Annotated in this window: 9 protein-coding genes; 3 read left to right on the top strand and 6 right to left on the bottom strand. The window is 65.9% G+C overall.

The genetic code is table 11. The features are described from left to right. Window positions 1-55: 55 nt before the first annotated feature. Both AC3IR9_RS13035 and AC3IR9_RS13030 read right to left on the bottom strand, forming a co-directional pair. Complete coding sequence (locus AC3IR9_RS13035) at window positions 56-1,156, bottom strand: homocysteine S-methyltransferase family protein (RefSeq protein ID WP_489291148.1); 1,101 nt, start codon at window positions 1,154-1,156, stop codon at window positions 56-58. Window positions 1,157-1,164: 8 nt separating this feature from the next. After that, complete coding sequence (locus AC3IR9_RS13030) at window positions 1,165-2,094, bottom strand: ArsR/SmtB family transcription factor (RefSeq protein ID WP_489291147.1); 930 nt, start codon at window positions 2,092-2,094, stop codon at window positions 1,165-1,167. Between the two features lie 118 nt (window positions 2,095-2,212). Between AC3IR9_RS13030 and AC3IR9_RS13025 the strand changes: the two genes are divergently transcribed. Next, window positions 2,213-3,361 (top strand): acyl-CoA dehydrogenase family protein, encoded by a 1,149-nt coding sequence (locus AC3IR9_RS13025; RefSeq protein WP_489291146.1) that lies wholly within the window; start codon window positions 2,213-2,215, stop codon window positions 3,359-3,361. A 169-nt stretch (window positions 3,362-3,530) separates the two neighbouring features. Here AC3IR9_RS13025 and AC3IR9_RS13020 read toward each other — a convergent pair whose 3' ends face one another. Next, a complete protein-coding gene (locus tag AC3IR9_RS13020; protein ID WP_489291145.1) occupies window positions 3,531-4,424 on the bottom strand; it encodes a hypothetical protein in 894 nt (297 codons plus the stop codon). 224 nt (window positions 4,425-4,648) lie between these two features. On the opposite strand from AC3IR9_RS13020, the gene AC3IR9_RS13015 reads away from it, so the two are divergent. Then, window positions 4,649-4,942, top strand: a complete 294-nt coding sequence (locus AC3IR9_RS13015; RefSeq protein WP_448133996.1) for a hypothetical protein — start codon at window positions 4,649-4,651, stop codon at window positions 4,940-4,942. A gap of 336 nt (window positions 4,943-5,278) precedes the next feature. Here AC3IR9_RS13015 and AC3IR9_RS13010 read toward each other — a convergent pair whose 3' ends face one another. The 3 genes from AC3IR9_RS13010 to AC3IR9_RS13000 are packed head-to-tail and all read right to left on the bottom strand — an operon-like array spanning window position 5,279 to window position 10,386. Further along, window positions 5,279-8,452 (bottom strand): multidrug efflux RND transporter permease subunit, encoded by a 3,174-nt coding sequence (locus AC3IR9_RS13010; protein ID WP_489291144.1) that lies wholly within the window; start codon window positions 8,450-8,452, stop codon window positions 5,279-5,281. Window positions 8,453-8,467: 15 nt separating this feature from the next. After that, window positions 8,468-9,727 carry an efflux RND transporter periplasmic adaptor subunit gene (locus tag AC3IR9_RS13005; RefSeq protein ID WP_489291143.1) on the bottom strand — a complete coding sequence of 420 codons (1,260 nt, stop codon included), beginning with the start codon at window positions 9,725-9,727 and terminating at the stop codon, window positions 8,468-8,470. After that, window positions 9,727-10,386: a TetR/AcrR family transcriptional regulator gene (locus AC3IR9_RS13000; protein ID WP_489291142.1), complete on the bottom strand. Its 660-nt coding sequence runs from the start codon at window positions 10,384-10,386 to the stop codon at window positions 9,727-9,729. The genes AC3IR9_RS13005 and AC3IR9_RS13000 overlap by 1 nt, the downstream gene beginning before the upstream one ends. Before the next feature lie 263 nt (window positions 10,387-10,649). On the opposite strand from AC3IR9_RS13000, the gene AC3IR9_RS12995 reads away from it, so the two are divergent. Continuing rightward, a complete protein-coding gene (locus AC3IR9_RS12995) occupies window positions 10,650-15,626 on the top strand; it encodes an NAD-glutamate dehydrogenase (protein ID WP_489291141.1) in 4,977 nt (1,658 codons plus the stop codon). Window positions 15,627-16,041 lie beyond the last annotated feature (415 nt).

Raw genomic sequence — 16,041 nt, 5'->3', positions numbered from 1 at the left:
TCAGGCGGGCACGGGCTGGCGGAGGAGGGTCAACGACAACGGGCGGCGGATGCGCTCACGCGGCATCCTCCAGCGGGGCGGCGGGCAGGGCACGCGGCGGCAGGTCGGCGACCGCCTCGGCAATCGCACGGATATGGCCGGGGGTGGTGCCGCAGCAGCCGCCCACCAGGTTGAGCAGGCCGGCGCTGGCGAACTCGCGCAGCGTGGCGGCCATTTCCTCGGGCGTTTCGTCGTACTCGCCAAAGGCGTTGGGCAGGCCGGCGTTGGGGTGCGCGCTGACCAGGCAGTCGGCGACGATGGACAGGGTCTCCACGTGCGGGCGCATGTCGCTGGCCCCCAGCGCGCAGTTCAGACCCACCGACAGCGGCCGGCTGTGCGCGACCGACGCGTAGAAGGCCTCGGCGGTCTGCCCGGACAAGGTGCGGCCGGAGGCATCGGTGATGGTGCCGGAAATCATGATCGGCAGCCGCGCGCCGCGGTCGTCGAACGCTTCCTCGATGGCGAACAGCGCCGCCTTGGCGTTGAGTGTGTCGAAGATGGTCTCCACCATGATCGTGTCCGCACCGCCGTCGATCAGGCCGTCGATGGCTTCGCGGTAGGTCTCGCGCAGCGCATCGAAACTGGTATTGCGGAAGCCGGGATCGTTCACGTCCGGGCTGATCGAGGCGGTGCGGCTGGTCGGGCCGAGCACGCCGATCACGAAGCGCGGCTTGTCCGGCGTGGTCGCCGCCACCGCGTCACAACAGGCACGGGCCACGGCGGCGCCGGCCTTGTTGAGCTCATAGACCAGGTGTTCCAGGTGGTAGTCGGCCTGGCTGACCGAGGTGGCGTTGAAGGTATTGGTTTCCACCAGGTCCGCGCCGGCCTGGAGGTAGGCGGTGTGGATCTCGGCGATCACTTCCGGCTTGCTCAACAGCAGCAGGTCGTTGTTGCCCTTCAGGTCGTGGCCCTCGGGCGCCTGCCCGGGGTGCGCACAGCCGGGGCCGTGCGCGTGGTCGTAGCCGCCGGCGAAGCGCTCGCCACGGTAATCCTCTTCCTGCAGCCCATGGCGCTGGATCATCGTGCCCATGGCGCCATCGATGATCAGGATGCGCCGGGTCAGTGCGTCCTGCAGGGCGTGGACGCGTTCGGGGTGCAGCCAGGGCAGGGACGGCATGGCGGGCCTCAGGGCTTGCTGGCGATCAGCGAAATGACTTCAAAATGCGGCGGGCGCTTCTCGCGGGTCACCGTTTCCAGGTTGGACACGACCAGCCCGGCCTTTTCGGCGAACTTGCGCAGTTCCTTGTCGCTGAAGCCCAGGTTGACGTGCCCATAGGCGTCCACGGCCGCCTTGTGTTCGTGGCGGGCCAGGCTGCACAGCAGCAGGCGGCCGCCCGGGCGCAGCACGCGCGCGCCTTCGGCCACGGCCTGGGCGGGCTTGGCGGCATAGGTGAGCGCATGCATCAGCACCACCAGGTCGAAGCTGCGGTCCTTGAACGGCAGCGCGTGCATGTCGCCCTCGCGCACCTCCACGTTCGCCAACCGGCGCAGGCGCTCGCTGGCGGCGGCTACCACGCGCGCGCTGGTGTCGATGCAGACATAGCGCTTGGCGTGTGGGGCGACCAGTTCGGCCAGCACGCCGTCGCCGGAGGCGATGTCGAGCACGTCACCGGTTTCCAGCAGCGGCAGCGCGGTGCGCGCCAGCGCCTCCCAGGTGCGGCCGGGGGAGTAGTGGCGTTCCATGTCGCCGGCCACGCTGTCGGCCCAGTTCTGGTCGGCCGCCCGGCTGGCCAGTACCGCGGCCACGCGTTCAGCATCCTGGCGCAGCAGCGGGTCGTCGCTGCCGGTGCTCAGCGCGTGCCACAAGGCGCGCTGCGCGGGGTCCAGCGCGGCGTCGTCGAAGCGGTAATACGCCGACACCCCGGCGCGGCGGTCACGGACCAGCCCGGCCTCTTTCAGCCGGGCCAGGTGGGTGGACACGCGCGGCTGTGCCAGCGTGGTGATGGCCGACAGCTCGGCCACGGTGAGTTCTTCCTGCTCCAGCAAGGTGAGCAGGCGTACGCGGGTGGCGTCGGCGAATACTTTCAGCCGGACCGACCAATCCTCGAGATCCATGAATATCTACCTATCGCGATATAGAGATATTTTCGTCCCTTCCCCGCATGGCGGTCAAGTCAGCCGTGATTCCCTGCCTCCCGGTACAATCGCGGCACCATTTTCCCGGGAGGGTGCTGTGGATTTCAGTTTCACCGAAGAGCAGCTGATGCTGCAGGACGTCGCACGTCGCATCGCGCAGGAAAAGATCGCGCCCAGTGCCGAGCACCATGACCGTACGGGCGAGTTCCCGCTGGACAACATCCGCCTGCTCGGCGAGAACGGCCTGATGGGCATCGAAGTGCCGGCCGAATACGGCGGTGCGGGCATGGACCCGATTGCCTACGTGCTGGCGATGGTGGAGATCGCCGCCGGCGACGCCGCGCATTCGACCATCATGTCGGTCAACAACTCGCTGTTCTGCAACGGCATCCTCACCCACGGCAGTGAAGCGCAGAAGCAGCAGTATGTGCGCGCCATCGCCGAAGGCGACGCCATCGGCGCGTTCGCGCTGACCGAGCCGCAGTCCGGCTCGGACGCCACCGCGATGCGCTGCCGCGCGTTCAAGCAGGCCGATGGCACGTATGTCATCAACGGCAAGAAGAGCTGGATCACCTCCGGCCCGGTCGCCAAGTACATCGTGCTGTTTGCGATGACCGACCCGGACCAGGGCGCGCGCGGCATCACCGCCTTCATGATCGACACCGACAAGGCCGGTTTCCACCGTGGCAAGACCGAGCCGAAGCTGGGCATCCGTGCCTCGGCCACCTGCGAGATCGAGTTCCAGGATTACGTGGCCAGCGCCGACGACGTGCTGGGCAAGGAAGGCGAGGGCTTCAAGATCGCCATGGGCGTGCTCGACGCCGGCCGCATCGGCATCGCCTCGCAGGCCATCGGTATTGCCCGCGCGGCCTATGAAGCGACCCTGGAGTACGTGAAGGACCGCAAGGCCTTCGGCGCGGCCATCGGTACCTTCCAGATGACCCAGGCCAAGATCGCCGACATGAAGTGCAAGCTGGATGCAGCGCTGCTGCTGACCCTGCGCGCGGCATGGGTGAAGGGCCAGGGCAAGCGTTTCAGCAATGAAGCGGCCATCGCCAAGCTGACCGCATCCGAAGCGGCGATGTGGATCACCCATCAGGCCGTGCAGATCCACGGCGGCATGGGTTATTCCAAGGAAATGCCGCTGGAGCGGTACTTCCGTGATGCCAAGATCACCGAGATCTACGAGGGCACCTCGGAGATCCAGCGCCTGGTGATCGCGCGCAACGAGACCGGGCTGCGCTGAGCGAGCCCAGGGCGGCGCCTGGATGGCGCCGCCTCGTTGGTGGGCTGCATCCGTGGAATGATCGATTGTGCGCGCAGTGCGCCCATTCTCTGACAGCCGCCGCCCGGATTGATGTCAGCGGGCGAGACCCAAGAATCAAAAGTGGCTCAACGTTGCCATGACGCTCACCCTACCCGTTGGTACACGCCAACGTTTCGCCGTTCCAGGTGCAGCGCAGCCGCAGGGTCTCAATCCCGGACTCGTCTATCCGCATGCCGTATAGTTTCGCGGCTTGCATCCACTCGCGCATGGAGCGGCGATCCGGAAAGTAGTGGTCCCCTGCAAAAATGTCGCCGGCATCGGGCCCGATTGCCGCAGCGTCAGGTAGCGGATTTCCTTGCGCGTCCCGGCTCTTTCCTTTCAGGTAGCGCGCCTGATGGACCGAATCCGGCTCAATGATGAGCTCGGTTTGCGATCCATCGCGCCACGTGATCCTGTAGGTCACCGAATCGACGCCGAAAAGGCGGCTGACGAAACTCAAGCCAACCGATGACAGGGTAGTGGAGATCGAATTCCAGGCAGTGCTGTTGGTTGTTGCGCCGGAGAACGCTGCGCCGATGCTGCTGCCAAGCCTTGCGCGCGCTGTGGCGGACTCGATGATGTCGTAGGCGCGGTAGTCCTTGAACTCCTCCGGGAACGCAATTCCATTGGCCAGGCCGGGATCGTCAGGATGGATGGGAACGACTGCTCCATTGCCCCCCGCACCTGCAGCACTGGCAGACGCATCCAGATGGGCAAGCCCCATGATGCGCTGGAAGGCACTGGATACCGGCGACGGAACTGCCGTAGTGATGGCCCTGTAGCGCTTTAGCTCACGGTCGTACTCGACCTCGAAGCCATGGAGCTTTACTTGGGCCAGATCGACCACGAGCGTGGTTCCGGTGCCTGAGCTCGCGGCAATCTGGCGTGGATTGACGCAGTTGTCGCAGACGACAAGTCCACCGGCGTGCGCGTCGCCGGACAGGAACAGTCCGGCTCCCAGCAGCAGCGACAGTGACGTGGTAGCGAAAACACGGTGCTTCATGGCGTTTCTCCCCCGTTGAGCGCGACGGGCCGGTCATCCGGCGTGGATCGCGTGAGGGTCTTTTGTATCCCTACTGGTCACCGAAGACCGTGCCGCCGTCTACAGATGGATAACGATGTGTCGATCACGACATGGTGAGGCGTGGACGTCAGGGGTAGGTGCCGACCGTTGGTCGGCACGCCGATTGAGGCAGAATGTGCCCTCGTTTTTTTGCCGGACATCCCATGCTGATTTACCGAGGCGCAGGTTTCCTGACCCTGCTCACCCCCATCGCCACGTTGCTGCTGCTGATGTGGCTGTGGCCCGATCCTGCCGTTGCCAAGGGCAATACCTCGTTGACACAGCTGCTGATCGGATTCGGGAGTGGTGCGGCGATCAATGTGCTGCTGGGTCTGGTGCTCAATCGCGGCCCACGTGCGCCGGGTGAGCGTGCCCGCCATCATTTCTTCTTCGTGCCGATGCAGTGGCCGTCGCTGGTGATCGTGGTCGCCTGCGCGGTGGTGGCGCTGCTGCGCTGAGCGGCAGTGCCGGCCGCTGGCCGGCAACCAGGCGGTCCGTGCAGAACACCGTAGTGCCGGCCGCTGGCCGGCAACCAAGCGGTGCATGTAGAACAGCGTAGTACCGGCCGCTGGCCGGCAACCAGGCGGTCCGTGCATGGCACGTATCTGGAGGAGCCGGCCAGCGGCCGGCACTACCGGATCGACGCATGCATCCGAACATTCGCCCGCCGATGAAAGGCTGTACCCCCGGCGATGCACCGCCCACAAAAAAGCCCCGGCTCGCGCCGGGGCTTCCTCGTTTCAGTGTGACCACCAACGGTGGTCACCTACCGGCGGGGTAGCCTCACCGCCGGATCAACGATCCGGGCGGTGCGTCGCGTTGGCTTCGCTCTGGCGCTCGACGAACTCCTTGGACGGTTCGTCCAGCTTGTCGCCCAGCATGCGGCGGACCACGATGAAGAACACCGGGATCATCAACAGGCCCAGGAACGTGGCGAACACCATGCCGCCGATCACGCCGGTACCGATTGCGTGACGGGCATTGGCACCGGCACCGGTGGAAATGGCCATCGGCACCACGCCCAGGATGAAGGCGAAGGACGTCATCAGGATCGGGCGGAAGCGCAGGCGCGAGGCCTCGATGGTGGCTTCGCGCAGGGTCTTGCCCGCCGCACGCTGCTCCACCGCGAACTCCACGATCAGGATGGCGTTCTTGGCAGCCAGGCCGATCACGGTGATCAGGCCGATCTTGAAGTACAGATCGTTGGGCAGGCCGCGCGCCAGCGAGAACGCCAGTGCGCCGAGCACGCCCAGCGGTACCACCAGCAGCACCGCGACCGGGATCGACCAGCTTTCATACAACGCGGCCAGGCACAGGAACACCACCACGATGGACAGTACCAGCAGCAGCGTGGCCGCATTACCCGCCAGAATTTCCTGGTAGGACATGCCCGACCAGTCGTAGCCGAAGCCGGCCGGCAGGTCATCGCTGACGATCCGCTCCATCGCCTGCATCGCCTCACCCGAGCTGCGCCCCGGTGCCTGCGAACCGACGATGTTGATCGCCGAATAGCCGTTGTAGCGGCTCAGCGACGGCGGTGCGGACATCCATTCGGATTTGACCACGGTGCTCAGCGGGATCATCGCCTGGGTGCCATCGGCATTCTTCTGCAGCGCGCTGGGCGTGTAGAAGCTGTTCAACGACTCCGCGCCGGTCCGGTACGGGCCATCGGCCTGCATGGTCACCCGCTTGATGCGGCCTTCGTAGAAGAAGTCGTTGACGTACACCGGGGCCAGCATCAGCTGGATCGTGCTGTACACGTCCGACACCGACAGGCCCATGGTCTGCGCCTGCACGCGGTCCACGTGCAACTGCAGCTGCGGCGCGTTTTCCAGGCCGTTCGGGCGCACGCCGGTGAGCAGTTCGGTCTCCTCCGCTGCCTTGCCCAACAGGATGTTGCGCGCCTGCGTCAGCTGTTCATAGCCGGCGCCGCCACGGTCCTGCAGCCACATGTCGAAGCCGCCGAACTGGCCCAGGCCCTGCACGGTGGGCAGGTTGACCACGAAGATCTGCGCTTCCTTGATGCCGAAGAACGCGCCGTTCATGTTCTGGATGAACTCGGGCACGGTGACCTTGCGCTCATCCCACGGCTTGAGGCGGATGAAGCCCATGCCGACGTTTTCACCGGAACCGACGAAGCTGAAGCCGGCCACCTGCAGCATGCCTTCAAAGCCTTCCTTGTCCTTCAGGATGCCGCGCATCTGCGCGAAGGCCTCGTTGGTCTGCGACTTGGTCGAGCCGGGCGGCAGCTGCACGATCGCCAGCGCATAGCCCTGGTCCTCTTCGGGCAGGAAGCTGCCGGGCATGCGCGTGAACAGGAACCCGCACAGCACGGTGAGCACCACGAACAGGATCATCCAGCGTGGTGCGTGGCGCACCGCCGAGGTGATGTGGCCCACGTAGGTGCCACTGATCTTGTCGTAGTACTTGTTGAAGGTGCGGTAGACGATGTTCGGCTTGTCGCTGTGGGTCGGCTTGAGGAAGGTCGCGCACAGGGCCGGGGTGAAGCCCAGCGCCAGGAATGCCGAGAACGCCATCGCGATGGCGATGGTCAGCGCGAACTGCTTGTAGATCTCGCCGGCCGCACCGCCCTGCAGGGCCGACGGAATGAACACCGCCGCCAGCACCACGGTGATGGCCACCACCGCGCCGGTGATCTGCGTCATCGCCTTCTGGGTAGCAGCCTTGGGCGGCAGCTTCTCCTCGGTCATGATGCGTTCGACGTTCTCGATCACCACGATCGCGTCATCGACCACGATGCCGATCGCCAGCACCATCGCAAACAGGGTCAGCTGGTTGATGGTGAAGCCGATGATGCTCATGCCCAGGAAGGTGCCGAGCAGGGCGACCGGGATGACCAGGGTGGGAATCAGGGTGGCGCGGAAGTTCTGCAGGAAGATCAGCATCACCAGGAACACCAGCGCGACCGCTTCGATCAGGGTCTTGACCACTTCCTCGATCGAGATCTTGACGAAGGTGGTGCTGTCGTACGGCGAGAACCAGCTCACGCCGGCCGGGAAGCTCGGCGACAGTTCGTCCATCTTGGCGGTGACCGCACCGGCCACGTTCAGGGCGTTGGCGCCCGGTAGCAGCTGGATCGCAAAGGCGCCGGTCGGCTTGCCGTTGTACTGGGTATCAAAGCCGTAGTTGTTGGCGCCGAAGGCGATCCGCGCGATGTCCTTGAGCATCACCCGCGAGCCGTCGGGATTGGCGCGCAGGATGATGTTCTCGAACTCGTCGGGCGAGCTGAAACGGCCTTCGGCCGAGACCGTGGCGGTGAAGTAGTGACCGGCCGGGGACGGATCCGAACCCAGCGAACCGGCCGCGAACTGCACGTTCTGGTCCTTGATCGCGGCCAGTACCTGGCTGGCCGACAGGCCATAACCCTGCATCTTTTCCGGGTTGAGCCAGATGTTCATGGCGTACTCGGAACCGAACTGCTGGGTGCTGCCCACGCCGGGGATGCGCGAAATCTGGTCGAGCACGCGCGAGCCGACGATGTCGTTCAACGCATCGCGATCAATGGTCGGCGTATCGGACTGCAGCGCCACCACCATCAGGAAGCCGGCGTTGGCCTTGGCCACCACCACGCCCTGCTGGGTCACCTCGGTGGGCAGGCGCGGGGTGGCCAGCGACACCTTGTTCTGCACCTGCACCTGGGCGATGTCCGGATCGGTACCGGTCTCGAAGGTCAAGGTGATCGAGGCACGGCCATTGGAGGCCGAGGACGAACTGAAATACAGCAGGTGATCGATACCGGTCAGCTGCTGCTCGATCACCTGGGTGACCGATTTTTCGGTGGTGTCGGCGCTGGCGCCGGGGTAGGTGGCGCTCACCGTCACCTGGGGAGGCGCGATGCTCGGGTAGGACTCCACGCCCAGACCCAGGATCGAGATCACGCCCGAAAGCGAGATCAGGATCGCGACCACCCAGGCGAATACCGGGTGTTCAATGAAAAATTTAGGCATGACGGAGGCTTCCCGTTACGGCTTGGTCGGTTCGGCGGCCGGTGCGGCGTCTGCCTTGTCGGCAGCGGCATCGGTTGGAGCAGCGGCGGGCTTGGCACCGGCGGCGGCCGGCGCACCAGCGACGGGCGCCGGGCCATTGCCATTGGCGGCGGCCGGGTTCCACGGAGCGGCCTTGGCCGGGTCGCCCTCCTTGACCTTCTGCACGCCGGCCACGATCACCTGGTCGCCGGTATCCAGGCCAGCGGTCACCAGCCAGTTGCTGCCCTGCTGGCCTGCGCTGGTGACGTTCTTGCGGGCGACCTTGCCGTCCTTGCCGACCACCAGCACATAGCCGCCGGTGGTATCGCGCTGCAGCGCCTGCAACGGCACCAGGAAGGCGTTGTTGCGCTCACCCAGGGTCGCCTGGAAGCTGACGAAGGCACCCGGCAGCAGGATCTGCTGCGGGTTCGGCAGTACCGCGCGCAGCGACACCGCGCCGGTGGCCGGGTCGACCGTGGTCGAGGAGAAGTCCAGCGTGCCCGGCTGGTCGTAGACCGTACCGTCGGCCAGCTTGACCTGCACCGTGGACTTGCCATCGCCACTCAGGGCGAGCTGACCCTTGGCCTGCGCCGCGCGCATCAGGGTCAGTTCGTCCACGCTCATCGAGAAGTTCACGTACAACGGGTCCAGCTGGTCCACGGTGGTCAGCAGGGTCACATCGCCCTGGCCGACCAGTGCGCCTTCGGTCACCTGCTGCTTGCCGGCACGGCCGCTGATCGGCGCGGTCACTTCGGCATAGCCGAGGTTGATCCGGGCGCTGGTCAGGGCTGCCTGGGCCTGCTGCACGGCCGCCGCGGCAGTACGCTCGGTCGCTTCAGCGGCATCCAGGTCGGACTTGGACACGTACTTCTGCGGGGCCAGCGAACGGGCGCGGTTGGCCGCGGCCTTGGCGTTGGCGGAGGTGGCTTGGGCCGAGGCCAGTTCGGCCTGCGAGGCATTCAACGAGGCGCGCAGTGGCGCCGGGTCGATCAGGAACAGGACCTGGCCCTGCTTGACGTCGGCACCTTCCTGGTAGACCCGCTTGAGCAGCACCCCGGGGACGCGGGCGCGCACATCGGCGCTGCGGTACGGCGACAGCCGGCCGACCAGCTCACGCTGCAGTGGCAGGGTCTGCGGCTTGGCCTCGATCACGCCCACCTCCGGCGGTGGCGGGGTCTGCTGCTCGGGCTTCTTGCAGGCGGTCAGTGCAACAGCGACTGCGCACGTCAGGGCAAGGGTGCGGAGTGGGGCGATCATCAGGAGAAACTCCGGTGTTGGTTTGAATGCGGAGCCGCGGCGGTTTCCAGCGTCACGAACGCGCGCAGGAAGCTGTCAACGGAGAATTCGGCCCACTGCTGGCGCCGGGGCGCGTCAGCACGATGGGGGGAGTGGAAGCGCTGTTTCTCTACATCCAGGCCAGCGATCATGCTCAATAGCAGTTCGGCCATGAAGTGCGGGTCGTCATGCCTGAGCTGGCCGCGCGCGATGCGCGTCTGTAGCCATTCAGCAAGGTGAAGAGCGACCGCCCCCGCGCCATCGCGGTACAGCGTACGGGCCTCCTGCGGGAACTGACCGGCGTCGGCGGCGATCAGGCGGTGGGCCTGGACCACGTGCGGCTGGGTGGAGTGTTCCAGGTAGTCGGTGGCGAACTGCAGCAGGTTGCTGCGCAGGTCCTCACCGTCCTTGGCGCGCAATCCGGCGGTGGCGCGGCACACGTGCCGCTGCATCACCCGGCGCAGCAGTTCCTGCTTGCTGCCGTAGCGGCTGTAGAGGGTCTGCTTGGAACAGCCGGCCTGCTGTGCCACCGCGTCCATGCTCAATTGCATGCCTTGGCTGGCGAACAGGTCGCGCACGGCATCGAACACGCGCTGGTCGCGCGCATCCAGGGTGCTGGCGGCGGGGTGTGGGGGATTCACGCGGTGGACTATACCGTCCAGTTCAGAATTGGAAAAGCCTTGTGTTTGCGCCGCAGCTGAGGGCTGACCTCAGCTTGCCATGGAAGTGGTCGATGCTCGATTGCGCAGAATCCCGACATGCGCGCCCGTACCTGGACGGATTGTCATGCTCGACGTAAACGCCACCCAACCCGAATCGACTTATTCCGTCCTGCAGCAAGGTATTTTTGTGCGGTAGGCCTACAATTTCATTTTCCCAACTGAGCAACACGCACCGCTCCGTCATGAAATCGCAGAAACCAGCAGCCAAGACCGTGAAAAAGACATCCCCCCCCGCCGATACGCAGACTGTTTCGCCAGTGGGCTTCTCGCTGGAGCCGGTGTACACGGCCTTGCGCAAGCGCTACCCGGCGGCCGGGCAGGCCGAGGCAGTGGCGTTCGCCGCCGATTTCTACAAGCGCATGGAGGCGGACGAGTTCCCGCACCACACCGCCGAGGAATGGGCCGCACTGGCCGCAGACACGCTGGAGTTCGCGCGTGTCCGCAAGCCGGGCAAGGCCAATGTGCGCGTGTTCAACCCGACCCTCAAGGGCAACGGTTGGGAATCGCTGCACACGGTGCTGCAGATCGTCAATGACGACATGCCGTTCCTGGTCGACACGGTGACCATGTCGCTGGCCGAGCATGGCGTGGGCGTGCACGTACTGGGCCACCCGGTGCTGCGCTTCGCACGCGACAAGGCCGGCAAGCTGACCGGCGTGGGCGAGGGCAACACCGAATCGGTGATGCTGCTGGAGATCGACCGCCAGCCGGCCGACGCCATGGCCGACGTCGAGAAGGCGATCATCAAGGCGCTGGACGAAGTGCGTGCCATCGTCGGCGATTGGGAAGCGATGCGCGGCAAGGCCAGGAGCCTGGCTGACGACCTCGGTACCCGCCAGCTGCCGGTCGACGCCGCATCGCGCAGCGAAGCGCAGGAATTCCTGCGCTGGGCTGCCGACAACCACTTCACCTTCTTCGGCTACCGCGAATACCGCGTGGAGAAGCAGGGCAAGGAAGAGGTGCTGGCGCCGCTCAACGAAACCGGCCTGGGCCTGATGCGCGGCAAGGACAAGTCCGCCGCGCGTCCGGTCAAGACCCTCGCCGCACAGGGTCTCAACGCCACCACCGGGTTGAAGGACGCGCTGATCCTGACCAAGACCAATGCCCGTTCGCGCGTGCATCGCTCCGGTTACATGGATTACATCGGCGTGCTGGAATTCGACGCCAAGGGCAAGATCATCGGCGAGCAGCGCTTCCTGGGCTTGTTCACCTCCAGCGCCTACAACCGCCGCCCGTGGGAAATCCCGCTGGTGCGCCAACGCCACGAATACGTGATGACGCAGTCCGGCCTGGCCCCGTCCAGCCACAGCGGCAAGGCGTTGCGCCACATCCTGGAAACCCTGCCGCGCGAAGAACTGTTCCAGTCCAGCGAGGATGAGCTGTTCCGCACCGCCATGGGCGTGCTGGGCCTGCAGGAGCGCGTGCGCAGCCGCCTGTTCCTGCGCCGCGACAAGTACAGCCGCTTCATCTCCGCGCTGGTCTACCTGCCGCGTGAACGCTTCAACACCGATGTGCGCCTGCGCATCGAAGCCATGCTCAAGGACGCCCTGCAGGGCGAGTACGTGGACAGCTCGGTGGTGCTTGGCGAATCGCCGCTGGCCCAGGTGCACCTGATCGTGCGCCCCAAGGCTGGCCAGACCCTGGAAGTGGACACCCGCGAACTGGAGCAGAAGCTGGCCCAGGTGCTGCGCAACTGGCAGGACGACCTGCGCGAAGCGCTGGTGGCACGCCACGGTGAAAGCGAAGGCCTGCGCATTGCCGCACGCATCGGCAAGGCATTGCCGGCCGGTTACATCGAAGACTCCAGCACCGAGATCGCCGCCAACGACGTCAGCCAGCTCGACGCGCTGACCGGTCCGGACGACCTGCGCCTGAGCCTGCAGGCCGTGCAGCGCGAAGGTGGCGATGGCCTGCGCCTGAAGCTGTACCGCCAGCTGGACGACATCCCGCTGTCGGACGCGCTGCCGATGATGGAGAACATGGGCCTGCGCGTGATCGCCGAGCGTCCGTATCGCCTCACGGTGGACAACGCGCCGGTGTACGTGCAGGACTTTGAAGTGGAATCGGTGGCCGGTGCGATCGACGCGCCGAGCGTGGACGAAGCCTTCGGCGAAACCTTTGCTCGTGTCTGGCACGGCGATGCCGAGAACGACGGCTTCAACCGCCTGGTGCTGGCCGCCGGCCTGCACTGGCGCCAGGTCGCCATGCTGCGCGGTTACTGCAAGTACCTGCTGCAGACCGGCGTGCCGTTCTCGCAGGCCTACGTGGAAGGCACCTTCACCCGTTACCCGCTGCTGGCGCGCCTGCTGGTGGAGCTGTTCGAAGCCCGCTTCGACCCGGCCACCGGGCATGAAAGCAAGGATGCCATCGCCGACGGCCAGGCCGAGCTGCGTGCGCACCTGAATGTCCTGGCCGGCGGTGACGAGGCCACCCTGAAGGTGCTCAAGACCGTGGTCGATGCCCGCAAGGGCGACCGCAAGGCACAGATGGACGCCGCGCGCGATGCGCTGCTGAAGCTGATGGACCGCGTGTCCAGCCTGGATGAGGACCGTATCCTGCGCAGCTTCATGGGCGTGATCGATGCGACCCTGCGCACCAGCTACTACCAGACCGATGCGCAGGGCCGTCCGGGCCACGTCATCAGCTTCAAGTTCGATTCGGCACTGGTGCCGGACCTGCCCAAGCCGCGCCCGTACCGCGAAATCTTCGTGTACGGCCCGCGCGTGGAAGGTACCCACCTGCGCTTTGGCGCGGTGGCCCGCGGCGGCCTGCGCTGGTCGGACCGTCGCGAAGACTTCCGTACCGAAGTGCTGGGCCTGGTCAAGGCGCAGATGGTCAAGAACACGGTCATCGTGCCGGTCGGTGCGAAGGGCGGCTTCTTCGCCAAGACCCCGCCGGTGAACGGCGACCGTGATGCGGTGTTCGCCAACGGCGTGGCCTGCTACACGCTGTTCATCCAGGGCCTGCTGGACATCACCGACAACATCGTCAACAACAAGATCGTGCATCCGGTGGACGTGGTTCGCCACGACATGGATGACCCGTACCTGGTGGTGGCCGCCGACAAGGGCACCGCGACCTTCTCCGACATCGCCAACGGCCTGGCCATCGCGCACGGCTTCTGGATGGGCGACGCGTTCGCCTCCGGTGGTTCGGTCGGTTACGACCACAAGGGCATGGGCATCACCGCGCGCGGTGCGTGGGAGTCGGTCAAGCGCCACTTCCGTGCACTGGGCCGCGACAGCCAGAGCCAGGACTTCACCACGGTGGGGGTCGGCGACATGTCCGGCGACGTGTTCGGCAACGGCATGCTGCTGTCGCGCCACATCCGCCTGGTCGCCGCGTTCGACCACCGGCATATCTTCCTGGACCCGAACCCGGATGCCGCCAGCACGTTCGTCGAGCGTGAGCGCCTGTTCACCGTGCCGCGTTCGAGCTGGGCCGATTACGATGCCAAGCTGATCAGCAAGGGCGGCGGGATCTTCCCGCGCACCCTGAAGTCGATCGAGCTGACCCCGCAGGTGCGCGAGGTGCTGGGCCTGGACGAGTCGGTCAAGGCGATGTCGCCGAACGACCTGATGAGCGCGATCCTCAAGTCCCCGGTGGACCTGCTGTGGAATGGTGGCATCGGCACCTACGTCAAGGCCGCCAGCGAGCAGCACAGCGATGTGGGCGACCGCGCCAACAACGCGCTGCGCGTCAACGGTGGCGAGCTGCGCTGCAAGGTGGTGGGCGAGGGCGGCAACCTGGGCATGACCCAGCTGGGCCGCATCGAAGCGGCCCAGGCCGGCGTGCTGCTCAACACCGACTTCATCGACAACTCGGCCGGCGTGGACACCTCCGACCACGAAGTCAACATCAAGATCCTGCTCGACGACGTGGTGCGGGCCAAGAAGCTGACCGTTGAACAGCGCAACAAGCTGCTGGCATCGATGACCGATGAAGTGGCCGTGCTGGTGCTCAACGACAACTACCGCCAGAACCAGGCGCTGAGCCTGATGGAGCGGATGGCGGTCAAACGCCTGGGCTCCAAGCAGCACTTCATCCGCACGCTGGAGCAGCAGGGCCTGCTGGATCGCCAGATCGAGTACCTGCCCTCCGATGCGGAGCTGTCGGCCCGCAAGGCGCGTGGCCAGGGCCTGACCCGTCCGGAACTGTCGGTGCTGTTGTCCTATTCCAAGCTGGTGGCCTTCCAGCAGCTGCTGGAATCGGACATCCCGGAAGATCCGTACCTGTCCAAGGAGCTGCAGCGTTACTTCCCGACGCCGCTGCAGAAGAAGTACGCCGACGCGATGGAGCGTCACCGCCTGAAGCGCGAAATCATCGCCACGGCCGTGACCAACCAGACCATCAACCGGATGGGCGCCACCTTCCTGATGCGCATGCAGGAAGACACCGGCCGCAGCGTGGCCGAGGTCGCCAAGGCCTACACGATCAGCCGTGAAACGCTGGACGCGCGTGCGTTGTGGGCGCAGATCGATGCGCTCGACGGCACCCTGCCCGAATCGGTGCAGATCGATGCGCTGGAAGTGATCTGGAAGCTGCAGCGTTCGTTCGTGCGCTGGCTGCTGTCGCGCCCCGGCGCGATGCCGGGCATCACCGAAGCGGTCAACCGCTACCAGGCCGCGTTCAACGACATCCGTGTCGCCTCGGGCGTACTCTCGGACCTGCAGCGCCCGGCCTACGAGGCCAGCGTGCAGGAGTGGAAGGACAAGGGCCTGCCGCCTGCGTTGTCGCAGCAGCTGTCCGAACTGCAGTTCCTGGAGCCGGCGTTCGACATCATCGAACTGGCGCGTACCCGCAAGCTCAAGCCGGTGGACGTGTCCAAGGTCCACTTCCGCCTGGGCGACGCGCTGCAGCTGCCGTGGCTGTTCGAGCAGATCGACGCGCTGGAGGTCAATGGCCGCTGGCACGCGGTGGCCCGTGGCGTGCTGCGTGACGAGCTGGCCGCGCACCAGCGCAACCTGGCTGCGCAGGTCTTGTCGATGAAGGGCAGCAGTGCCGAAGCCAAGGTGGCGGCATGGATCGGTCGTGACGACAGCAGCCTGCGCTTCACGCTGTCGATGCTGGCCGAACTGGCCGAGCAGAAGACGCTGGACTACCCGACCGTGTCGGTCGCCGTCCAGCGCCTTGGTCAGTTGGCCGCGCATGGTGCGTAAGCGCTTTTCGCGCTGACGCCCCACGGTTTGCGCTGCAAACCGTGGGCCCCATGCGGATCGGTCTACCAAACCCCCGCGCCTTCGGCGCGCCCCCCCCGACTCAGGGGGGGCTCTGCCCCAGACAGTGTTGAAGGGTCTGCACGACGCATGAAAAGCAAACGGCTCCGCCTCGGCGGGGCCGTTTTTTTTGTCTTTCGTTCCGCAAGCTGAGCCCCTTGGCGGCCGGCAGGCCGCCGATGCCCATGCGGAGGTAGGTCACCACCGTTGGTGGTGACGCTGATGCACGTTCCGCAAGCCGAGCCCTTGGACGGCCGGCAGGCCCTTGGCAAAATAAAGGAGGAGGCCGTCGCCGCAGGCGTCGGCCGGGGGACATTTGCACAAGGGCCTGCCGGCCGCCCAAGGGCCCCGGACGCTC

It is taken from the genome of Stenotrophomonas sp. GL_101 (assembly GCF_057835675.1).
The sequence above is the reverse complement of the archived record's forward strand: the minus strand, read 5'-3'. Positions and strand labels throughout refer to the sequence as shown.

What these genes read in the sequence shown, in the direction of transcription:
- AC3IR9_RS13015 (WP_448133996.1), top strand. Translation starts at nt 4,649, where the DNA reads ATGCTGATTTACCGAGGCGCAGGTTTCCTGACCCTGCTCACCCCCATC.
- AC3IR9_RS13010 (WP_489291144.1), bottom strand. Translation starts at nt 8,452, where the DNA reads ATGCCTAAATTTTTCATTGAACACCCGGTATTCGCCTGGGTGGTCGCG.
- AC3IR9_RS13020 (WP_489291145.1), bottom strand. Translation starts at nt 4,424, where the DNA reads ATGAAGCACCGTGTTTTCGCTACCACGTCACTGTCGCTGCTGCTGGGA.
- AC3IR9_RS13030 (WP_489291147.1), bottom strand. Translation starts at nt 2,094, where the DNA reads ATGGATCTCGAGGATTGGTCGGTCCGGCTGAAAGTATTCGCCGACGCC.
- AC3IR9_RS13035 (WP_489291148.1), bottom strand. Translation starts at nt 1,156, where the DNA reads ATGCCGTCCCTGCCCTGGCTGCACCCCGAACGCGTCCACGCCCTGCAG.
- AC3IR9_RS12995 (WP_489291141.1), top strand. Translation starts at nt 10,650, where the DNA reads ATGAAATCGCAGAAACCAGCAGCCAAGACCGTGAAAAAGACATCCCCC.
- AC3IR9_RS13005 (WP_489291143.1), bottom strand. Translation starts at nt 9,727, where the DNA reads ATGATCGCCCCACTCCGCACCCTTGCCCTGACGTGCGCAGTCGCTGTT.